This is a genomic window from Bacillus paranthracis, assembly GCF_024296885.1.
GTDB classification, from domain to species: Bacteria; Bacillota; Bacilli; order Bacillales; family Bacillaceae_G; genus Bacillus_A; species Bacillus_A paranthracis.
Genome location: NZ_CP101135.1, coordinates 537,724 through 560,000 on the forward strand (window position 1 = coordinate 537,724; position 22,277 = coordinate 560,000).

The window sequence follows — 22,277 nt, forward strand, 5'->3', positions numbered from 1 at the left end:
CCCCATTCATCAATTTGAAAATGATAATCACGACACAAATTGATTATGGTTTCATTCAGTTTATAATCGTATAATACTTTATCTAGTCAAAAAAATAAACTAGTTTTTTTTATTTTTTTTGTAAATTATTTTTCCATCAATCATAGTTAGTACAGGCTTGGCTAAATAATGGAAAGGATGATGGGTCCAGAGCACAAGATCAGCGTCTTTTCCAGCCTCAATGCTTCCAATTCTATCCTCTAAACGTAAATTTCGCGCTGGAAATATAGTGATTCCTTCTAGTGCAGTTTTTTCGTCTAACCCTTCCCTTACTGCGACAGCAGCACAAACATTTAAATATTGAATGGGTGTATAGGGGTGATCTGTTGTGATGGAAACTTCCACTCCATTTTTTGATAATATATGGTAAGTATCCCATGTTTTATTTTTTAGTTCGATTTTAGAACGGCGTGTAAGCGTGGGGCCAACTGAAACCTTCAAATTGTGTTTTGAAAGTTCTTCAACAATAAAGTGTCCTTCTGTACAATGTTCAATACGTAAATCAAGATTGAACTCTGTTGCAAAGCGTAGAGCGGAACTAATATCATCTGCTCGGTGAGCGTGGATACGTACGGGTATTTCACGGCGTAATGCTTTTAAAATAGGAAGCATTCGAAAATCTGCTTCATGCCCGTAGTGCTGTGCTTCATAAAATGATTCCCGAAGTAATCCCATAATTCCCATACGCGTAATGGACTCTTTTGTGCCATTACTATGGACTTTTTTAGGATTTTCGCCAAAGGCAATCTTTAAGCCAGCAGGTTCTTGAATGATCATATGATCAATACAAGTTCCGGCTGTTTTTATTACACAAGTCGTACCACCGATAATGTTTTGACTTCCTGGCATAACGTGAACAGTTGTAATTCCATTTTGTACCGCATCTTGAAATGCAATATCCAAAGGGTGGATTCCGTCTAAAGAACGAATATGGGGTGTTGAAACTTCAGACGTTTCATTTGCATCATTGCCAGCCCAACCAGTACCTTCATCATAGAGACCAAGATGGGTATGGACATCAATAAATCCAGGTAAGAGATGAAGAGCACGTGCGTCTATAACTGTCATATCTTGAGTAGGTTGAATGGAAGGCTTGACCTCAGCAATTTTTTCTCCTATAACGAGTACATCCCCTTGAAATTTTTGGGATGTAATAGGATAGACAATGGCTTGTTTGAGCAATATTTTCATAGGTACCTCATTTCTGTTACTTTATAATGTTAATGGAATGTAAGGGAAAGTAACTGAAAGATTATTTGTGTAATAATGCTCCGGATGCTAGAAAATAAAAGTTTTGAAAGGGCCCTCTGTAAAACTGTGTTTTAGAAGTACTACATTGTATGCGAAAGTATATTTTGTAATGCATGGTCTATTGACGGAAATGTGTATTGATACCCATACTCAATTGCTTTACTAGGTAATACATGTTGCCCTTCTAGTACAAGTATGCTCATCTCGCCTAATAAAGCATGAAGCATAAATGAAGGGACAGGTAACCAATGAGGTTTTTTTATTATAGTTGCAATGATTTCTCCAAATTCCTTCATTCTTATAGGATCAGGAGCTGTAATGTTAAGAGGTCCATCAATTTCTTCTTTGTGTATGATGAAATCAATCATGGAAGCGACATCGTCTATATGAATCCATGATAACCATTGATTTCCAGATCCAACTGTACCTCCGATATAGAATTGATAGGGAAGTAGCATTTTTGGAAGGGCTCCTCCGTCTGGACCTAATACGACTCCGAATCTTGCATAGATTGTCCGTATTCCGAGAGCACGTGCTTTAGATGCTTCTTGTTCCCATGAATATACTGTATTTGCTAAAAAGTCATTTCCAGGAGTCACATGCTGTTCTGTAAAAGACTCGGTTTCAGACGTTCCATAGTATCCAATTGCACTTGCGTTAATAAATGTGTGTGGTTTTGTAGGGAGTGCCTGCAATTGTTTAATGAGTCCTTTTGTTGTTTGAATTCTACTGTTTAAAATGACTTTCTTTTGTTTCTTTGTCCATCTACTATTAATAGACTCTCCAGCTAGATTAATAACTACATCAATAGAAGAGAGGGGGAAGGTTTGTAAATCTGGTGTCCATTGTACATACTGAAGGTTAGGATCGGAAGTTTCAGCAGTTTTTTTTCGTGAGAGAATGTAAACAGTATATCCTTTTTGAATAAAAAAGGTAGAAAGGTATTTACCTATAAAGCCGGTACCACCAGAAATTGCGATTTTCACAATTATTTCCTCCTCATTATATATATTCTTGAAAAGCAAAAACGTTCCTTGACTATGTTAAAATAATAGAGAGGTGAGAGTATGGCTGTCATTACAAAAATAGAAGTGCAAAAACGATCGAAAGAACGGTTTAATATTTATATCGATAAAGGTCAAGGTGAAGAATACGGATTTAGTGTCAATGAAGTAATCTTAATAAAACATGGATTACAAAAAGGCTTAGAAATTGATGAAATAGCGTTAGGAAATATTTTGTACAATGAAGAGGTACAAAAAGCATATTTACAAGCAATCTCCTATTTATCCTATCAAATGAGAACGAAACTAGAAATAGAAGATTTTTTACGAAAAAAAGAAGTTGGACAAGCCATCATCTCTGAGGTCGTTTCGAAATTATTACATGACCGATATATTAATGATAAAGAGTATGCTATTTTATATACGAGAACGCAAAGTAATGTGAATCGAAAAGGTCCAACGGTTATTAAAAGAGAGTTGTTAAATAAAGGTGTTCAGGATTTAATTATTACGCATAGTTTACAAGAATATCCGAAGGAAAAGCAAATTGAGAATGCTTTAATTCTTATAGAAAAGAAGAAGAAATCTTATCAAAAGCATTCCTTTTTACAAATGAAGCTAAAGTTAGACGAAATGCTGGTTCGTAAAGGATATTCTAGAGATGTGATTCAAATTTGTTTAGAAGAATTGAAAGACGAAAAAGATGACGAAAAGCAACGAGAAGCGTTACACTATCATGGGAATAAATACTATGAAAAATATAAGAAGTATGATGGATGGACATTTGAAAATAAGATGAAACAAGCGTTATATCGCAAAGGATTCTCTATCGATGAGATAGAGATATTTTTGCAAATGAAACGCGAAGAGGGATGAGGGAATAAAATGAATATGCCAAAACGCTACAGTGAAATGACACCATATGAGCTAAGGGAAGAAATTGGGGTTTTGAAAGAGCAAGCAATAAAAGCTGAGCAACTTGGAATTGTAAATGAGTTCGATGTATTAATGCGAAAGATAGCAATGGCTCGCGCTTATATGACTGACATAAACAAATTCCATATTGGTGAAACGTATGAATTAGTAGAAGAACCTGGTATATTATTTGAAATTACGTATTTCAATGGGGTATTTGCTTGGGGACATAAGCAAAATGATAATGAAGAGATCGGAATACCGATTTCTTTATTACAAGAAAAATGAAAACCAGAGAGCGAATATCTCTCTGGTTTTCATCTTTGGTAGGCGTTACAGGAGATAGGAGATTCTAAAATTGGCGTTTTTTACATTCATTCGCCAAGATAATGAGAGACTGGGTTTGTTGCGTCTGTCCGTTAACTTGCGCTTTTGCATGTTTCGGACGAGTCCACGTATGGTTAAATAATTCAGAACGACTATCTAAGCGATCACGGTAGCTCATCTTTATCACCTCGTGTAGGAAGTTGAATTACTTTGTACTACTCTTCCTGCTGATTTGCAGCACGCATACGTTCTTGTGGGTGCGTGTTAATTGTGCCGTTAGGTCGCTTCGAAGCGAAGCGTGATTTCGCTTTCGGTTGACCGTCGATTTTGCTGTTGTTTTTTGACTCAGACCAAAATTCGGCTTGTTTACCCATTGCGAACGCCCTCCTCATCATCAGTTGATACCTCTTGAAGAAGTATCAATTATAGAATGTGCAAAATAGAAGAAACTATCCTTTAGAAATGAAGGGATAATTAGGTAAAGGAGATTAGAACATGAATGATATTTATGAAGCATTAACGAAAGAACTATTAGACAAAAATGACAAACTTTCTTACGCGCAAGCTCGTGCGTGGGTTGAATTACTGTGGGAAGATTTTCAAACAACTTATGCAAAATCAGGTCGTTATCAAGGAGAAGAAATGACTGAACAAGTGGTGCGATCATGGATTAATAATCATGGAGGACGCCTTCATGAAATGCGTACAAATAATCCGAAATATAGCCATCTAATCAATCAAGAAGATCATTTGAAACATTAAAAAAAGCGACTGAAGTCGCTTTTTTTAATGTGGAAGTAACTCCAGTTTTTTTCGAAGTTTTTCTTCACTAAAAATCCATCCTGTATAGGAACTAATAATATTTAAATTATGATCGAGTTGAACGATTGCAACGAATGGATAATAGTCTTTACTGCGATATCGCAAATCAATGAATCGAACTTCATAATAATGATCATAATCGAAAATGTCCCAGCGATATACAGGGGAGAAAGATAAAAATGCTGAGATGTTTTCATCTTGTTTAGCTGCGCGCATAATAGCATTATCTGGGAACGGTACCCGATCAAACTTATCATATACCATGATGTTACCACGATGCCATCTAGCAACGTAGTAATAATTGGTTGTAACGATTGCTAAATGATAATGATAAAATCGATAAGAAGGAGAAATAATTATCTTCTCAACATGTTTGAAACGTTTTTGTACAACGCTTCTTATATTTCTATGCATCATAATCCGTCCGATGTAGTAAACAATCATTAATATATACGCTGCTAAGGCAGTATATCCTTTATGGGAACCTACGAGCATACAAGCAATTGCGAGTATATGGATAAAGAAAATGACGGTATCAAATGTATTAATGATGCCGAGCGCTACCCATTTTTTTGTGAAGGGCCGTAATGCTTGTGTACCGTAGGCATTAAAAATATCTACAAAGACATGAAGAAAGACGGCAATAAAGGACCAAAGTAGTAGATGCAAATATGGAGCGTCTGAAAAGAAGGCGAAAGAGATGCCACTTATAAGGAATGACCAAAGAATCACTGCAGGAATGGAATGAGTAATCCCGCGATGATTTCTTATATATTTAGCGTTATTACGCAATTTTAAAACTGTATCGATATCAGGAATATTAGAACCAGCAATTGTAGCGAGCATAACTGCTTGTGGCCCAATATCACTTTGTGCTATGGCTGGATCTAACGTGGCCAAGCTGCCTAGAGTAACGCCCATAACAAGGTGAGTGGCTGTGTCCATAGAAATCCACCTCCGTTTTTTATTAATGTAACTCTTTTTATTCGATACCTCAAGTCCTTTGCCTTCTATTTCCTATGTCATCTTACTTAAATTTTTTCCTAAAATCTTTATAATAGTACTTATATGCAAAAAAATGAGGGGGATCAAGTTTGACACTTGAAATATTAAATAATTTTAACATAGAGCAGTTTCAAAATGATTTAATTGGTTGGTTTGAAAAAGAGCAACGCGACTTACCGTGGCGTAAAAATAAAGATCCATACCGTGTTTGGGTTTCGGAAATTATGTTGCAGCAAACTAGAGTGGAAGCTGTAAAACCATATTACGCAAATTTTATGGGGAAGTTTCCTACTCTAGAAGCTTTGGCAAATGCTGATGATGAAGAAGTGTTAAAAGCATGGGAAGGTTTAGGCTATTATTCTAGAGCGCGAAATTTACATGCAGCCGTAAAAGAAGTAAAAGAAGTATATGGCGGGATTGTGCCAAGTGATGTAAAGAAGATTGAGAAATTAAAGGGAGTCGGTCCCTATACAAAAGGTGCTATTTTAAGTATCGCATATGGTATACCAGAGCCGGCAGTTGACGGAAATGTTATGCGTGTATTATCTCGCATTTTATCAGTATGGGATGACATTGCAAAACCAAAAACGAGAAAAGTGTTTGAAGAGATTGTGCGTGAAATTATTTCGGCTGAAAATCCATCTTATTTTAATCAAGGTTTGATGGAATTAGGAGCACTGATTTGTATTCCTAAAAATCCAGCATGCTTACTTTGTCCTGTACGTGAGCATTGCAGGGGATATGCTGAAGGTGTTCAAAAGGAATTACCAGTAAAAAGTAAAGCGAAAGCCCCTACGATGGTACCGATCGTTGCAGGAGTACTTCAAACTGAAGATGGTCGTTACGTCATTAATAAACGTCCAAGTACCGGTTTATTAGCTAACATGTGGGAGTTTCCGAATATTGAACTTGGCGAAGGGATTCGAAGTCAGAAAGAACAGCTTACAGATTATATGAAAGAAAAATTTGAGCTCTCGATTTCTATTGATGAATACGCAATGAATGTACAACATACATTTACACATCGCACATGGGATATATTCGTATTTTACGGAAAAGTAACTGGTGATATCGTTGAAACAGATACATTGAAATTTGTATCGAAAGAAGCATTTGAGCAGTTACCTTTCTCTAAATCTCATCGTACGATTTATGAGAATTGTGTTGAGAAAATTACAATGCAATAAAGTGAAACTTTAATCAGTGGGGGTTTTCTTCATCCCCCACTGATTATCAGCCCTCACCAATCGGACTTTTATGGGCAGCCCGACCCCCACCTCACTTCTTTGCTTTCGCTGCATTTTGAGGTGGGGGTCTTACTGCCCATTAAAGCGGGATAAACAAAAAAAGTGTTCCCTAGATTGGGAACACTTTTTTAATCGTAAGAAATTTTTGTCCCATGAGTCCAACTAGCATCACCTTCTTGTAAGCCGCCTCTTGATTCAATTTCTATTACAATTTCTTTGTAGATACTTTGACCTTCTGCATTTAAATACGGCAAAATCTGTTGTAATGAATGATGAAAATAAGCCAATTCATCTTCTTTCCACTCACTTTTTGAAACCATCGTTAGTTCAGTCATATCGCGTCCTACATACATATTCCCACCTCCATTTTCTATAGTTTGAATGAGTAACAAGAGATATATGCGGAATTTTTTCAAAAGAAAATTACGGATAGCTTCTAGTTGAATTGGTTACATTATTGATTGTGGAGGTGAGAAAGATGAGTAAAAAACAACAAGGTTATAACAAGGCAACTTCTGGTGCTAGCATTCAAAGTACAAATGCTAGTTATGGTACAGAGTTTTCAACTGAAACAGATGTGCAAGCAGTAAAACAAGCAAACGCACAATCAGAAGCGAAGAAAGCACAAGCTTCTGGTGCACAAAGTGCAAACGCTAGTTATGGTACTGAATTTGCAACTGAAACAGACGTGCATGCTGTGAAAAAACAAAATGCACAATCAGCTGCAAAACAATCACAATCTTCTAGTTCAAATCAGTAATGAAAGAAAGACACTTCTCTAATTCGAGAGAAGTGTTTTCTTTGTGCTTTGGTCATGGGAATGAAAATAAAACGAACGACATAACTTCTAATAAGTCAACAAATGTAGTCAAAGGAGAAGGAAGTTAAAGATTAGAAATATGTAATGAGGAATAATAAATGATAAATAAGTCCAAAAGGGGGTAAGTAATGAACGATTTTGATAAGTTGGTAGGAGAGCAATTGGAAACGATGGATGAGTTGTTGAAGTTACAAGCTCACCTAGAGAAGTATCAGCAAATTGAAATGAGCGAAAAGGATACGTGCGATAAAAAGGAATTACATTTTATCCGCCAAGAAATATATAGAACAGAATTAGCGCTCAAGCTATTACATGAGAAATTTGAAGAGCAAACAAATAGTGTGATTCAATCTTTTGAAACTGAAAAAATGATTTCAAATTTAGGATAAGATATATTGTTGCCTTTAGGTGAAAGGTCCTTCTGTACATGGAAATGAGGAAGGACTTTTTTTATTCTCATTTCTTCCTTTATAAAATGTTAAGCGAAGATCCTTGTTTCTTAATAGGATTAAGGATATCGTATTCAGTGTAAAATATAGAGTCTTATCGCTTTAGTTTTAAAATTTCGACAAAAAAGTTATAATAGAAAAAAAGTGAATGCAGTTCAAAGGGCATTTGCAGTTGAAGGAAGGGAGCATATATGGGATTTCCCAAAGAAGGAGAAAAAGTACAAATACATAGTTATAAACATAATGGCTCCATTCATAGAATGTGGGAAGAGACAACGATTTTAAAAGGGACACAAAGTCTTGTGATCGGAGCAAATGATCGTACAGTAGTGACAGAATCAGATGGCCGAACATGGATTACTCGTGAACCAGCAATTTGTTATTTTCATGCAAACTACTGGTTTAATGTGATTGGAATGTTAAGGGAAGAGGGCGTATATTATTATTGTAATTTAAGCTCACCTTTTGCATATGATTCTGAAGCGTTAAAGTATATTGATTATGATTTAGATATTAAAGTGTATCCAGATATGACATATACACTTTTAGATGAAGATGAATATGAAAAACATAGTCAAATTATGCAATATCCACCTGTAATTGATACGATTTTAAAACGAAATGTAGCACAACTAACACAATGGATTCATCAAAGAAAAGGGCCATTCGCACCAGACTTTGTAGATATGTGGTATGAGAGATATTTAATGTACAGAAATTAAAACAAACCTGCAGGGGATTTCCCCGCAGGTTTGTCCTATTAGAGGGGGGATTATGTGCAAGGTATAAAAAGATATTTGCAATTTGTTAAACCATATCGATGGCTTATTGCTATTACGATTATGATTGGTCTAGTTAAATTCGGCATCCCGCTCATTATGCCGTGGTTATTAAAGTATATTATTGATGATGTCATTCAGGGCGGAGGGTCACTTCAAGATAAGACGTCCCAACTAGTAACAGCGATTGGGATTGCTTTTTTTATTTTTGCAGTGTTAAGACCACCGATTGAATATTATCGTCAATATTTTGCACAGCGTATCGCAAATACAATACTATATGATTTGCGAAAACATATTTTTGGTCATTTACAAAAGTTGAGTTTACGTTATTATTCGAATACAAAAACAGGGGAGATTATTTCGCGCGTCATTCATGATGTAGAACAAACGAAGGATTTTGTAATTACTGGTTTGATGAATGTTTGGTTAGACACGGCAACAATTGCTATCGCTATCATTGTTATGTTTTCTATGAATATAAAATTGACATTTGTTGCGCTATTAATTTTACCTATTTATGTAGTGGCAGTGAAATATTTTTTCGGGCGTCTTCGAAAATTGACGAAAGAGCGTTCACAAGCGTTAGCAACGATGCAAGGGTATTTACATGAACGTATTCAAGGGATGCAAGTGACACGTAGCTTTGCATTAGAAGAGTATGAAGGGAAGCAATTTGAAAAAAGAAATAATGAATTTTTGACGAAAGCGTTAACACATACGAGTTGGACGGCGAGAACATTTTCGGCAGTAAATACGTTAACAGATTTAGGGCCGTTACTCGTGATCGGTTTTGCGGCGTATGAAGTGATTCAGGGGCAGTTAACCTTAGGAACTATGGTTGCCTTTGTTGGATATATGGATAGTTTGTATAGTCCACTTCGCCGCCTTGTTAATTCCTCTACGACATTAACACAGTCTTTTGCATCGATGGATCGGGTGTTTGAACTGTTAGACGAAAAATACGATATTGTGAATGTACAAGGTGCGGTACAAACGAAAAAATTAAATGGTGAAGTGATATTTGATAATGTATCTTTTCGTTACAACTCGGATGAAAAAGAGGTATTACATAACCTTTCGTTAACTATATTGCCAGGAGAGAAGGTAGCACTTGTAGGAGCGAGTGGGGGAGGGAAGTCATCTCTTGCTAGTTTAATCCCGCGTTTCTATGATGTCTCTTCAGGCACAGTTTATGTAGATGGGATAGATGTTAGAAAGTATGATATGAGAAATTTACGTAGTCATATTGGAATTGTACTGCAAGATAATTTGTTATTTAGCGATACAATCGGGGCAAATATTTTATATGGGAATCCGAAAGCTACAGAGGAAGAAGTAATTGCAGCTGCCAAAGCTGCGCAAATTCATGATTTTATTATTGAGTTACCTGATGGTTATGATACTGTCGTCGGGGAACGCGGTGTGAAGTTATCTGGTGGGCAAAGGCAACGTGTAGCGATTGCACGCGTGTTTTTAAAGAATCCATCGTTACTTATATTAGATGAAGCGACTTCCGCTTTGGATTTAGAAAATGAAAGATATATTCAAGAGGCGCTTCAGACGTTAGCTGCTGATCGAACGACGATCATAATTGCGCATCGATTGGCGACGATTACGCATGTGGATACGATTATTTACATTGAAGATGGTGAAATTAAAGAAACAGGATCTCATGAAGAATTAATGAAAAAAAGAGGATATTACCACAATTTATATCAACTTCAACATATAACAGAAACAGCTCCTTTAGCGTAAAAGGAGCTGTTTTTTATTCGTCTTCTTTTTTATCGTCGATTTTGAGTTCTGCTTCTGGTTTATGGTATGTGTAGAAGCTATCCACAAGTAAATCTAAATGCTCTACTTCTTCACTATAGTTAATAATAGCAGAAATAAGAGGGAAGAGATGTAGCCATGTTTTATATGCCTCTTCATCATCCTTGTTTTGATATTCCATAAAGATATCAATTAATTCCTGTTTACCTGTTTCAACTTCATCAAGCATTTCAACGGACTGTTGTTTTTTTGCTTTACCAATAAATTTTAATAAAACTTGTTCATGATAATGTGTTAATGAATCAAGTTCGTTCTGAATAGATTCCTGGAATTCTTCTGGCATATAGCGCAGTTCGTTTTCAGTACGATGTAATGATTTTAACGTACTTAAAGCACGACTTGTCGTCGCTAACATTTGTCTGAATAAAACAAGCTTACGAATTTTTGCGAACTTTACTTTTTTCGTATAGCTTCTTTCTTCTTTATACAGCAAATAGTAATGGTTTAGTTTGATCATTTTTTCTTTCATACGATCAATATCAGTTTTTAATGTTGTAAAATCAGAAGCTTGCCTGCTATTCATACGAATCCATTTTACAATTTCTTCTGTATTATCAACGATGCGATGATATAACTTTGTTTCGTATTTTGGCGGCATAAACACTAAATTTACAAGTGAAGCCGCAATAATTCCAACCATAATCGTCGCAAATCGAAGTAAGGCAAAACTAAAGAAATCTTCACCTTGATACTCCATAATAGCGATAACTGTTACTAAAGCAATTGATATTGTGTTTTCTAATCGTAATTGCAATGTAAGAGCAATTACTAATATACATGTTAATCCAATAATAAAAGGATTATGTCCAAAAGCAGTAGCGAATGCGATAGCGAATACCGCACCAATGACGTTTGCTTGAATTTGTTCAAGTGCAGTTAAATACGAACGGTATACAGACGGTTGAACAGCGAAGATAGCTGAGATTCCCGCAAATACTGGACTCGGTAAGTTAAGTAAAATACAAGCAAATAAAGCTAATGTGATGGCAATACCCGTTTTTAAAATGCGAGCACCAAGTTTCATACCCTTAATAAGATCCTTTCTCTTGTCATAATGAATGTACAACATGATACTATACATTCATTACAATATGTTAGCAAGTGATATTTTAGTGACGTTAATAAGAAATTAAGATTCATTTTATACTTTTTCCTAATTCTTTTTAAACATCAATTTTTAGTAAAAAAACCTGCTGAATTTCAGCAGGTTTCAAATTGTTACTATAGATTACTATGAGAAGTGTACTTCGTCAATTTTTTTCTTGAAGATGAAAATTAGGCATATCACTCTGTTGAGATAGATGGATCAGCCTGCTCTTTTTTCGGGATGATTTCAAAAAACTGTTGCTGCATATCATCGAGTAACGGTGTTAACAAAGCAACTTCCTCGTATTGCTCATGTTCATTTAATACACGAATATAATCTAGTAATAACTCGGTCACATCTTGCACACCATTTTTACTAATTGGTTGTAATGTAACATTTGCTCCTTTTGCGATTCTTCTTTTTAATGCCTGTTCTGTTAAACCTAAGCTTGAATCATGGCGTAAATAAACAACCCCGCCAGTCATACCAGCGCAAATCCATGGACCAGGATCCCCTAAAACAAGAGCGCGCCCATTTGTCATATATTCAAAAGCGAAACCTTTAATATTAGAGTATGCTCCTATATTCCCTTGCTCTTTTTCACGGAGTGGCTTTGTCATGCGTCCGCCAATTATCATGTCTGCTCCAGAGAGGCGAATGCCAGCGCGAGCATCAGCGTTACCTTGAACGTATAGCGCCCCTTTTTGTGCACCGTATCCAAAACCTTTTCCGACAGAACCGTTATAATATAGACCGTCTTTTCCTTTTGCTTTCGTTATATAAATACCACCACCAAAGGAGGTTTTACCAATACCATCTTGTGCGCCGCCGTTTACGTGTATAAATAAGTTCTCACTATTGTAAGCACCTAATCCATTTCCAGGAATCGAGCCATTCGTATACTTTAATGTAAGTGGTTCAAGCTTCGTGTCTTCATATAATTTACTACGAACGCGATAACAAGATTCTAGACCACCCATAACGCGTTGCTCTACGCCAACGCCTACTAATTCTTTTGAATGAGGAGAATGAATTGTTTCAAATTGTTTTTCTAGTACGTGTTCTGTTTTTGTACTAGATGGATGTTCTATCGTTTGTAGTAAATTACATAAGTTTAATAAATTTTTGCCTCGAACTTGTTCTAATAAATCGGAACGCCCGACAATTTCTTGTAAATTTGTATAGCCGAGATTTCCTGTTAATCGTTTTAGTTCTTCGCCAAAAGTAGTGAATAAATGTAATAATCCAGCCACGGCGCTTTCTAATTCACGCGGGACGAAGCGGCGTAATCCGTGTTCTTTCGCTTGAGCTTCAGATTCAATCTGTGTTGCGATTCCAACGTGGCAAGTATCTAGATGACATCCGCGGCAAGTTGTACAGCCAATTGCAATCATGGATAATGTACCAAATCCAATGCGGTTTGCTCCAAGGAGCATAATTTTCAAGGCATCATTCACACTTCGAATACCACCATCAGCCCAAATTTCTACTTTATGTCTCATATTTGCTTCTAATAAAGCATTGTGAGCGGCTTTCACACCAATTTCTACAGGAAGCCCTACATGTTGCAATGCGTGAATACGTGCGGCACCTGTACCACCATCAAATCCGCTAATGTTAATAAAATCAGCACCAGCTTTTGCGATACCGACAGCAATTGTTCCAATGTTAGGGACGACAGGAACTTTTACAGCTACTTTTGCAAGCTGATTAGCTGTTTTAATTTCTGTAATCATTTGAGCCAAATCTTCAATGGAATAAATATCATGGTTGTTAGAAGGTGAAATTAAATCAGAGCCAATTGTAGCATTACGCGCTTCAGCGATTTTGGCTGTTACTTTTGAACCTGGCAAATGTCCACCTTCACCAGGCTTGGCACCTTGCCCAATTTTTATTTCAATTAAGTTTGATGAATTGAGTAGTTCGGCGTTTACGCCAAATCGTCCGGACGCGATTTGTTGTCCACGTGTATGTGGATATTTTCCAATCATATCTTTAATTTCGCCGCCTTCACCGTTCAAACTAATCATATTTAGCTGATCGGCTGCTTCTGCATATGCACGAAAGGCAATTTCATTTTGAGAACCGAATGACATGGAACTAATAATAAATGGTAAATCATGATTTTGAATACTGATGGACACTTCTTCAGCCGGAACGACATGTTTTGTTTCTTTCGTTTGAACAAGATGTCTAATTGCGATTGGGTTATTTTCTTCTAATTCACTTAATTTTTCACGGTAATCATCATAAGAGTTTCCCTTTGCAACATCGCCGATTGCTTTCCAAATTCGCGGGAATATATGAAAAGATTTTCGCATTCTAACTTTAGGATTGTTATAATCGTTCGCTCGCATTTGTGCATCTTCAGCAAGTGATTCAAGAGAAAAAGCTAAATCATTTGAACCTAAGAAATTTGTAATTTGCAATATATTTGCGATTTCTTCATGTAACCCGATAGAAGAATAGAGGCGACCGTAACCACGCAATTCATGAATTCCAATTGTTGAAATGACTTTTTCCAGTCCTTTATTAAGTGCATGATATAAATTCGTAATTGGTGTTTTTGTCCCATCATTTACGGTTGCAAATAGTAAATATGGATTGATACTATCTGCTCCTAATCCATACAGTGTGACGATATCGTGTAAGGAGCGAAGGGCACCAGAACGTATAACGAGAGAGCAGTTTCGGCGTAATTTATTTTCGCTTAATACTTGATGTACTTTCGCGGTAACTAAATGAGGATCAATCCATAATCGTCCATTTAGGTGAGCATCAGCATCGTCTATTAATAATAGGGAAGCTCCATCGTTCACGGCTGTTATCGCTTCAGAGCTAATTCGACTTAAGGCACATTGTAAAGTTTCTGCCTGACTGAATGTAGCAGAGATTGTAGCGATAGAGCTATGAGTATTGAATAGTTGTATAAGTTGCTCGTACGTAATTGTGTGTAATTCTTCTACAATAGATTGTGCTACACTTCCTTCTAAAATGATTGGGGAAAGCATCTCAACTACAAATGGCTGTTTAGCATCAGCCAATAAACTTGGACGTTTGCCAAGTATCGTTCGTGTGGAGAAGTGTTCAACTTCTCGATCGCGATCGATTGCTGGATTTGTAACAACAGCTACACTTTCCTTAATGAAGTCAGCGATATTTCGTCTATCAGTATCAAGTGCAGCGAGTGGTGAGTCATGCCCAAGTGAGCGAATTGGTTCAACACCTTTTGTTGCCATCTGTTCAAGAAGCTGAATATGTTCACGATCCCATCCGAAAGCAACGTATTGTTTTGTGTCAACTTGCATAGAATCACATAATCCTTGGATTTCTTTCGTTTCAGGGGTAGATAAGTTTAAATGATAATCTTTAGTATCCACTCGTTTTTTAAAACGGTCATATACTTGAGCTTGGTATTTGTCATATTCATAAAGAACAAGCTCATCTTGTTCATTCCACTTTAGTCCGACTTTTTCCCCTGGAGCGAGTGGTTTTGGTTCTGCTACATATTCAGTTGGGGATACAACTCCAGGTTCAGAAGAGAAAATATAAGAGCTTTCTGTCTCTACTTTCCATACTGGTCTTAGCCCAAGGGAATCCACGCTGAAAACAGCTTCATCTTTATAACGTGAAATAATGCCGGCTGGACCTTGTGCAAAATGGCCCCATGCTTCACGTATATACGTATATAAATCTTGTAAATGTGGTTCATAAAGTTTAATTTCATTAATAATTGGCGGGAATAGTATATCCATTGCTTCAAATAAACTGTAGTTGTATTGAACAAGTAGAGTTTCTAAGGTGCGGTTTAAATCTTGGGAGTCACTGCCCCCAGCAGTAAGTGGAACGTGAATCATTTCAGCTTGATCGCGTAATTTTGCAATTGTGTTAATTTCACCATTATGTCCGAGGATACTAAATGGTTGTACACGAAAGAAGTTAGATAATGTATTAGTAGAATAGCGATTATGTCCTAGTGTCATAGTTGAAGCAATAAGTGGGTGTTGTAAATCATTGTAATAGGCAACAAGTGTATCCCCAGCACCGAGAACTTTATATACAACGTGATCACGACTTAAGGAAGCAACATGAATCGCTTCATTTTCTTCTATTTTTATCGTTACTGTAAATAATGTTTGCTCAATATTTGTAACTTCATTTTCTGCGATAAGAGCAACTTGCCAAAATAAAGGTTCTTCTTGTTTACCAAGTGGACCGAGTGCATCGGAGTTTATTACATCATCACTTTCGAAAAGAATTGCAAAGTTTTCGTTGTTTAGTTGTGTACGAATATGATTTTTTAAATTAACTATATTTTCGTTTTTGTTTAGAAAAAAATGTCCAACGATAAAGTGGGGATGATCCACGATCGTTGGATTATATCCGCTACTTTTTAATTTTTCATTCCAAAGTGATTTTGGTACATCAATGTGAATACCGATTCCATCGCCTTCGCCATTAATGAAACCAGCTCTATGATTCATTTTGACGAGCGATTGTATGCAAAGGTCAATATTTTCTTTTGTAGGAATTTTTCGTTTCTCCATAACGGAAACGATTCCACACGCATCGTGTTCCGCATTTTTGTAATCTCGAAATAAAGACGGTGTCCATGTGTTTGTTTTATTGAGCATCCGTCAATCCCCCCTCTTATGAAAGTTTGAATAATCTTACTATTTGAGGCGTGAGCAGCCTTGTATACAAAGATAGTAAGGATATAAAATAAAATTAAACAGATAATTATGAATAATTATACTATTAATGAGGGATTTATGAAATAGAAAAAAGGAAAAAAGAAAGGTGTGCTTTCTTTTTTCCTTTTAATGGCAGGGTTATTTATTGTTTGCTAAAGCAGCAAATGCTCTACCTACAGCTTCAATTGTATATTCAATATCTTCTTTTGTATGTTCTGTCGTTAAGAACCATGCCTCGTATTTAGAAGGTGCTAAGTTAATTCCTTCTTGCAGCATAAGCTTGAAGAATTTACCGAACATTTCTCCGTCTGTATCTTGTGCTGCATCGTAATCTTCAATTGTATTTGTTGTGAAGTATACAGTTAAAGCGCCTTTTAGGCGGTTTAATGTAATATCGATATTATGTTTTTCAGCCTGCTCTAAAATTCCTTTTTCAAGCATTGCACCAAGTTCATCTAATTTTTCATAAAGCCCTTCTTGTTGAAGAACTTCTAGACAAGCAATACCAGATGCCATAGAAGCAGGATTTCCTGCCATTGTACCAGCTTGATATGCAGGTCCAAGAGGGGCAACTTGTTCCATAATTTCTTTCTTACCACCGTAAGCACCGATTGGAAGTCCGCCGCCAATAACTTTACCAAGCGCTGTTAAGTCTGGTGTTACGCCAAGTAAGTCTTGAGCACCACCGTACATGAAGCGGAAAGCAGTAATAACTTCATCATAAATTACTAGTGCACCAGCTTCGTGAACAAGTTCATTCACTTTCTCAAGGAAGCCAGGTTTTGGCTCTACAATACCGAAGTTTCCAACGATTGGTTCTACAAGAATAGCTGCTACTTCATGTCCCCATTTATCTAATGCTTCTTTTAAAGTTTCTACATTATTAAATGGAACGGTAATAACTTCTTGAGCGATACTTTGTGGTACACCCGCTGAGTCAGGAGTTCCTAGTGTAGAAGGGCCAGATCCAGCTGCTACAAGTACTAAATCAGAATGACCGTGGTAACAACCAGCGAATTTCATAATTTTTGTGCGGCCTGTGTAAGCGCGAGCGACACGAATTGTTGTCATTACAGCTTCAGTACCAGAGTTTACGAAGCGAACTTTATCTAATGCAGGCATTGCTTCTTTTAACATTTTTGCAAATTTTACTTCTAGCGCTGTTGGAGTTCCGTAAAGTACACCATTTTCAGCAGCTGTTGTAATTGCTTTTGTAATGTGCGGGTGAGCATGTCCAGTAATAATAGGACCGTATGCTGCTAAATAATCGATATATTTATTTCCGTCTACATCCCAGAAATAAGCACCTTTTCCACGTTCCATAGCAACAGGAGCGCCGCCACCAACTGCTTTAAAAGAACGAGAAGGACTATTAACACCGCCAACGATATGTTCTAAAGCTTCTTTATGTAATGCTTCTGATTTTGTGAATTTCACTACCATTCATCTCCTTACAAAAATCTATGTATTATTCTAACATGTTTTTCGAAAAGACGTATTGTTTGTGATAGAGAAGGCAGTTGGGTAAACTATTCGTTGTGACATTTAGGAAGGGGGTCCGGTTATGAAATCGGTAATTGAGGTACAAGGGTTACGTAAAGAATTTACAGCCTATTCAAGTCGTCCGGGTTTAAAGGGTGCATTTCGCGATTTATTAAATCGTAATTATAAAATAGTACCAGCAGTAAATGATGTATCTTTTACTGTGAAACAAGGTGAAATGGTTGGATATATCGGTGAGAACGGTGCCGGTAAATCAACGACAATTAAAATGCTTACGGGAATTTTGACTCCGACATCAGGAGACATTTTAGTAAATGGGATGAACCCACATAAGCAGAGGGAAGAATTTGTAAGAACAATTGGTGTTGTTTTCGGTCAACGCTCGCAACTGTGGTGGGATATTGCCGTGCAAGAATCGTTTCGTTTATTAAAAAAAGTGTACGGTGTATCAGACGCTCAGTATAAAGAACATATGGAGCACGTGATCGAAACGTTAGATATTGGTCCTTTATTAGATAAGCCAGTTCGAAAGCTATCTTTAGGTCAAAGAATGCGTTGTGAATTAGCGGCAGCATTAATTCATAATCCGCCGTTATTATTTTTAGATGAACCAACAATTGGGTTAGATGTACTTGTGAAATTGAAAATACGTGAATTTTTAAAAGAAATGAATGAACGTTATAAAACAACGATTTTATTAACAACTCATGATATTACTGATATTGAAGCTTTATGTGAGCGCGTTATCATGCTGGATGAAGGCAATATTATGTATGACGGTTCTTTAAATAATCTTCGTACGCAGTGGGGAGCAGAGAAAGAAATACATTTTCAGTTTGTCGCACCAGTTTCTTATCAGGATTTATCAATGGTTATGCCAGATAGTCATGTCGTTTGGTCGAAAGCGAAAGAGGAAAACGCGTGGATTGCCAAAATACCGAATGAAGAAGTTATTATTTCAATGCTTATTTCTAAAGTGGTACAAGCCTTTCAAATTAAAGATTTAAAAATTAACGAAGTGTCTACAGAGGAAATTATTCGTAACATTTATGAGGAAGGTATTAAACATGGGTAAGTACATTGAAATGATTCGAATTCGCTTTTTAATGATGCTTGCGTATCGTACAAACTACTATAGCGGGATTTTAATTTATACAATTAATATCGGCGCATATTATTTTTTGTGGCAAGCAATTTATAGCGGAAAAGAGAATATTGAAAGTTTATCTATTTCGCAAATGACTACGTATATCGCAATTGCGTGGATGGCACGTGCTTTTTATTTTAATAATATAGACAGGGAAATTGCGATGGAGATTCAAGAAGGACGTGTAGCGGTAGAACTGATACGTCCATATAACTATTTAGGGATGAAAGTGATGCAAGGTCTTGGTGAAGGAATATTTCGCTTTGCCTTCTTTTCAATTCCGGGTATGGTCATCGTTACCTTATTATTTTCATTGCAAATTACAACGAACTTTCAAACGTGGTTATATTTCTTCTTATCTTTAATATTTAGTTTTATTATTAATACACAAATTAATTTAATGACGGGAATGCTCACATTCTTCTTGTTTAATAATAGCGGAATTATGTATGCAAAACGTGTTGTTATTGATTTGTTTTCAGGTCTATTATTACCAATTAGTTTTTATCCGTTATGGGCCCAAAAGGCAATGATGTTTTTACCGTTTCAGGCTATTAGTTATATTCCGAGTATGATTTTCTCAGAAGGTATACAAGGAAGTAAATTGTATGAGGCATTATTATTCCAAGTAATTTGGGCCATTGTACTTATTATTCCGATTGTACTCATGTGGAGAACGGCGAGAAAACGTCTAATTGTACAAGGGGGATGATGAGATGATATATATAAAACTATTTTTGCAATATGCAAGTCAATATATAAAAACAAAATTGGAGTATCGGGGCGATTTTATCGTTGGGTTACTTTCTGATTTATCACTACAGGCTGTTAATTTAATCTTTATTCTTGTTGTGTTTGGACATACGCAAGCATTAAAAGGTTGGAGTAGAGAAGAAGTCATCTTTATTTATGGTTTCTTTTTAGTGCCGTTTGCCATTTTCTCAGCTTTCTTTAACATATGGGACTTTAATGATCGTTACATTATTAAAGGAGAAATGGATCGCATATTAACGAGACCGATTCATAGTTTATTTCAAATTATTTTAGAAAGAATGGAGCTTGAATCTTTAATTGGAGCGATTACGGGAATGATTGTAATGGGCTACGCAGCAGTGGAGTTGCAATTATCTTTTTACTGGTACGATATCTTCTTATTCTTGTTGATGGTAGGAGGGGGCGCACTTGTATACGGAGGGATATTTGTTACGCTTGCAAGTCTTGGTTTTTGGTCGGACGCGAAAAGTTCGATTATGCCGCTAATGTATAACATAGGGAATTATGGCCGCTATCCTGTTAATATTTATAACCGTGTGATTCGCTTCATTTTAACGTTTGTCCTACCATTTGCGTTTGTCGGAGTGTATCCAGCAGCGTACTTTTTAAGAAAAACAGAGTGGAATAGCTATGCATTTGCAACACCGCTCGTTGGTGTTATCTGTTTTACGATTGCAATTACTCTTTGGAATCAAGGGGTAAAAAGGTACCGTGGTGCAGGGAATTAATTATAAAAGCTTGTTTGTTTCTAAGGGATAAATCTAATGGCTGTCTCATACATATAAAATGAGGTGGAGGACATGTTATGGGGATTTATTCTATTAATTGCAGCAATTGCTATTTTGAGGAGTGTCCAATTATTATGGAGTTCCTATTCGGATTCAACGCGTTTTTTTTCGCTGTATAATTTAGCTACATTATTTTTGATTTATACAACAGTATTGATTGCATTTGGATTAAGTTACGTTGTATTAGAGGAAATGGGTTTTGCAGTTTTGAAAGAGGATGGAGAAAGTTTAAACGCTCACTCTTTTCAACTGGTTGAAATTTGTTTATATTTTAGCGCAGTTACTTTATTGTCTGTTGGATATGGTGACATATCTCCGATTGGAATTGGGCGATGGATTGCGATTGGAGAAGCGCTAATTGGATATACATTACCGTTTGCTTTCGTAATGAGGTCTGTAACAGACAATGAAAAATAAGGAAGCATTTGTTATAGTAAAAGAAAAGAGTAGGAGTGATAACAATGATCACAGTAGGAGAAATGGCTCCAGAATTTACATTAGAGGGAAGTAACGGGGAACAAGTTCGCTTGGCTGATTTTCGTGGTAAAAATGTAGTTCTATATTTTTATCCGAAAGATATGACTCCAGGGTGTACAACTGAAGCATGTGATTTTCGAGATGCATATGGATTATTTCAAGAGAAGGACACAATTATTCTTGGTGTAAGCCCTGATTCAGCGAACAGACATCTGAAGTTCATTGAGAAGCATGAACTTCCATTTGTACTTTTAGTAGATGAAGATCATAAGGTAGCGGAATTGTATGATGTTTGGAAGTTGAAAAAGAACTTTGGGAAAGAGTACATGGGAATTGAGCGCTCTACATTCCTTATTAATAAAGACGGTGAGCTTGTAAAAGAGTGGCGTAAAGTGAAAGTGAAGGGACATATTGAAGATGTTCTTTCTTATATAAAGTAAATCCATTGTGGAGATAAAATATATAGAAGTAAGGCGAGTGTCTATACATATTTTATTGTCTTACATAAAGTGAAGTGTAGGGCATACCTCCTCAGATGATAGTATTCCAAGTGCGATTATGTCGCACTTTTTTTCTATGTAAATGTATAGGAAATGGGGAAAGATACATAAGAATAAGGCTATATACAAAAATAAACCACATACTTATAGTAGAAATATTGACGATTTATAAGAAAAGGAGTACACTCTTTATAAGAATTATAAAATAATAATCCGTATAGAATCGGGGTGCATGACGGTGGTCAAAGAAGAATTAAAAGAAGCGCTAGAAATGCTGAAAAATACGGGTGTACGCATTACTCCACAGCGTCATGCTATTTTAGAGTACCTTGTGGAATCAATGACGCACCCAACAGCGGATGATATTTATAAAGCATTAGAAGGTAAGTTTCCAAATATGAGTGTTGCAACTGTCTATAATAACTTACGTGTATTTAAAGAGGTTGGGCTTGTAAAGGAATTAACTTATGGAGACGCTTCAAGTAGATTTGATTATGTTACAAGTCAACATTATCATGTGATTTGTGAAAAATGTGGTAAAATTGTTGATTTTCCTTATGGAGGTTTGGAACAACTTGAAGAGGAAGCTGCAAAAACAACAGGCTTCGTTATTAATAGTCATCGCTTAGAAATTTATGGCGTTTGTCCAGAGTGTCATAAGGCGTAATATATAATAAAGAAAGAGGCTGACGGCTTTACGTCAACCTCTTTCTTTATTATATATGGGAATTACGTTAGGTTCAGAAGGAGTTAAAATGTTCAGTGGAGGATTTAATTAAGGATAAATACAAAAGGTGATTTCTTAGTTAAGAA

23 protein-coding genes are annotated in these 22,277 nt (G+C 36.3%); 14 read left to right on the forward strand and 9 right to left on the reverse strand.

The annotated features are described in order from the left end of the window. Positions 1-99: 99 nt before the first annotated feature. Together NLJ82_RS02720 and NLJ82_RS02725 are read right to left on the reverse strand one after the other, a co-directional pair. On the reverse strand, positions 100-1,230 hold the full coding sequence (locus tag NLJ82_RS02720) for an amidohydrolase (protein WP_000698303.1): 1,131 nt from the start codon (positions 1,228-1,230) through the stop codon (positions 100-102). 140 nt (positions 1,231-1,370) lie between these two features. Beyond that, entirely contained in the window at positions 1,371-2,276 is a 906-nt protein-coding gene (locus NLJ82_RS02725) for a TIGR01777 family oxidoreductase (RefSeq protein ID WP_000684392.1), read from the reverse strand. 81 nt (positions 2,277-2,357) lie between these two features. Between NLJ82_RS02725 and recX the strand changes: the two genes are divergently transcribed. Further along, positions 2,358-3,170: a recombination regulator RecX gene (gene recX / locus NLJ82_RS02730; RefSeq protein ID WP_000268522.1), complete on the forward strand. Its 813-nt coding sequence runs from the start codon at positions 2,358-2,360 to the stop codon at positions 3,168-3,170. A gap of 9 nt (positions 3,171-3,179) precedes the next feature. Then, positions 3,180-3,497, forward strand: coding sequence for a YfhH family protein (locus tag NLJ82_RS02735; protein WP_001057035.1), 318 nt, complete (start codon positions 3,180-3,182; stop codon positions 3,495-3,497). Between the two features lie 64 nt (positions 3,498-3,561). Here the strand turns inward: NLJ82_RS02735 and NLJ82_RS02740 are convergent, their stop codons facing one another. Then, positions 3,562-3,714 carry a YpzG family protein gene (locus NLJ82_RS02740; RefSeq protein ID WP_000122093.1) on the reverse strand — a complete coding sequence of 51 codons (153 nt, stop codon included), beginning with the start codon at positions 3,712-3,714 and terminating at the stop codon, positions 3,562-3,564. Positions 3,715-3,751: 37 nt separating this feature from the next. Next, a complete protein-coding gene (locus NLJ82_RS02745; RefSeq protein WP_000517891.1) occupies positions 3,752-3,910 on the reverse strand; it encodes a small, acid-soluble spore protein K in 159 nt (52 codons plus the stop codon). A 121-nt stretch (positions 3,911-4,031) separates the two neighbouring features. Here NLJ82_RS02745 and NLJ82_RS02750 point away from each other — a divergent pair, with 121 nt between their 5' ends. Then, positions 4,032-4,298, forward strand: coding sequence for a YfhJ family protein (locus tag NLJ82_RS02750; RefSeq protein WP_000998157.1), 267 nt, complete (start codon positions 4,032-4,034; stop codon positions 4,296-4,298). 24 nt (positions 4,299-4,322) lie between these two features. Here NLJ82_RS02750 and NLJ82_RS02755 read toward each other — a convergent pair whose 3' ends face one another. Then, a complete protein-coding gene (locus NLJ82_RS02755; protein ID WP_000379127.1) occupies positions 4,323-5,303 on the reverse strand; it encodes a metal-dependent hydrolase in 981 nt (326 codons plus the stop codon). Positions 5,304-5,452: 149 nt separating this feature from the next. On the opposite strand from NLJ82_RS02755, the gene mutY reads away from it, so the two are divergent. Then, positions 5,453-6,550 (forward strand): A/G-specific adenine glycosylase, encoded by a 1,098-nt coding sequence (gene mutY, locus NLJ82_RS02760; RefSeq protein WP_000171405.1) that lies wholly within the window; start codon positions 5,453-5,455, stop codon positions 6,548-6,550. A 188-nt stretch (positions 6,551-6,738) separates the two neighbouring features. Here the strand turns inward: mutY and yfhS are convergent, their stop codons facing one another. Further along, the gene (gene yfhS, locus NLJ82_RS02765; RefSeq protein ID WP_000289263.1) at positions 6,739-6,963 is read right to left on the reverse strand and encodes a mother cell protein YfhS; all 225 of its coding nucleotides are present in this window, start codon (positions 6,961-6,963) and stop codon (positions 6,739-6,741) included. A gap of 125 nt (positions 6,964-7,088) precedes the next feature. Here yfhS and NLJ82_RS02770 point away from each other — a divergent pair, with 125 nt between their 5' ends. The 4 genes from NLJ82_RS02770 to NLJ82_RS02785 all read left to right on the forward strand — a co-directional run bounded on the left by NLJ82_RS02770 (position 7,089) and on the right by NLJ82_RS02785 (position 10,416). Next, positions 7,089-7,370 carry a gamma-type small acid-soluble spore protein gene (locus NLJ82_RS02770; protein WP_000039045.1) on the forward strand — a complete coding sequence of 94 codons (282 nt, stop codon included), beginning with the start codon at positions 7,089-7,091 and terminating at the stop codon, positions 7,368-7,370. A gap of 188 nt (positions 7,371-7,558) precedes the next feature. Further along, the gene (locus tag NLJ82_RS02775) at positions 7,559-7,819 is read left to right on the forward strand and encodes a YgaB family protein (RefSeq protein ID WP_000997582.1); all 261 of its coding nucleotides are present in this window, start codon (positions 7,559-7,561) and stop codon (positions 7,817-7,819) included. A gap of 251 nt (positions 7,820-8,070) precedes the next feature. After that, positions 8,071-8,601 carry a nucleoside tri-diphosphate phosphatase gene (gene ntdP / locus NLJ82_RS02780; protein ID WP_000506628.1) on the forward strand — a complete coding sequence of 177 codons (531 nt, stop codon included), beginning with the start codon at positions 8,071-8,073 and terminating at the stop codon, positions 8,599-8,601. 54 nt (positions 8,602-8,655) lie between these two features. Next, positions 8,656-10,416, forward strand: a complete 1,761-nt coding sequence (locus tag NLJ82_RS02785; RefSeq protein ID WP_001161629.1) for an ABC transporter ATP-binding protein — start codon at positions 8,656-8,658, stop codon at positions 10,414-10,416. Positions 10,417-10,429: 13 nt separating this feature from the next. Here NLJ82_RS02785 and NLJ82_RS02790 read toward each other — a convergent pair whose 3' ends face one another. The 3 genes from NLJ82_RS02790 to hemL form a co-directional block, all read right to left on the reverse strand. After that, positions 10,430-11,518, reverse strand: a complete 1,089-nt coding sequence (locus NLJ82_RS02790; RefSeq protein WP_000765784.1) for an aromatic acid exporter family protein — start codon at positions 11,516-11,518, stop codon at positions 10,430-10,432. Between the two features lie 260 nt (positions 11,519-11,778). Next, the gene (locus tag NLJ82_RS02795) at positions 11,779-16,215 is read right to left on the reverse strand and encodes a glutamate synthase-related protein (protein WP_000933000.1); all 4,437 of its coding nucleotides are present in this window, start codon (positions 16,213-16,215) and stop codon (positions 11,779-11,781) included. A 198-nt stretch (positions 16,216-16,413) separates the two neighbouring features. Next, complete coding sequence (gene hemL / locus NLJ82_RS02800; RefSeq protein ID WP_000260535.1) at positions 16,414-17,718, reverse strand: glutamate-1-semialdehyde-2,1-aminomutase; 1,305 nt, start codon at positions 17,716-17,718, stop codon at positions 16,414-16,416. Positions 17,719-17,839: 121 nt separating this feature from the next. Between hemL and NLJ82_RS02805 the strand changes: the two genes are divergently transcribed. The 6 genes from NLJ82_RS02805 to perR all read left to right on the forward strand — a co-directional run bounded on the left by NLJ82_RS02805 (position 17,840) and on the right by perR (position 22,131). Beyond that, positions 17,840-18,853 carry an ABC transporter ATP-binding protein gene (locus tag NLJ82_RS02805; RefSeq protein ID WP_000843646.1) on the forward strand — a complete coding sequence of 338 codons (1,014 nt, stop codon included), beginning with the start codon at positions 17,840-17,842 and terminating at the stop codon, positions 18,851-18,853. Beyond that, positions 18,846-19,637: an ABC transporter permease gene (locus tag NLJ82_RS02810; protein ID WP_000521517.1), complete on the forward strand. Its 792-nt coding sequence runs from the start codon at positions 18,846-18,848 to the stop codon at positions 19,635-19,637. The genes NLJ82_RS02805 and NLJ82_RS02810 overlap by 8 nt, the downstream gene beginning before the upstream one ends. A gap of 4 nt (positions 19,638-19,641) precedes the next feature. Continuing rightward, a complete protein-coding gene (locus tag NLJ82_RS02815; protein ID WP_000639354.1) occupies positions 19,642-20,427 on the forward strand; it encodes an ABC transporter permease in 786 nt (261 codons plus the stop codon). 72 nt (positions 20,428-20,499) lie between these two features. Continuing rightward, a complete protein-coding gene (locus tag NLJ82_RS02820) occupies positions 20,500-20,904 on the forward strand; it encodes a potassium channel family protein (protein WP_000964351.1) in 405 nt (134 codons plus the stop codon). A gap of 44 nt (positions 20,905-20,948) precedes the next feature. Then, entirely contained in the window at positions 20,949-21,404 is a 456-nt protein-coding gene (gene bcp, locus NLJ82_RS02825) for a thioredoxin-dependent thiol peroxidase (protein WP_000633716.1), read from the forward strand. Between the two features lie 298 nt (positions 21,405-21,702). Next, positions 21,703-22,131: a peroxide-responsive transcriptional repressor PerR gene (gene perR, locus NLJ82_RS02830; protein ID WP_000237831.1), complete on the forward strand. Its 429-nt coding sequence runs from the start codon at positions 21,703-21,705 to the stop codon at positions 22,129-22,131. The last annotated feature ends 146 nt before the right edge of the window (positions 22,132-22,277 follow it).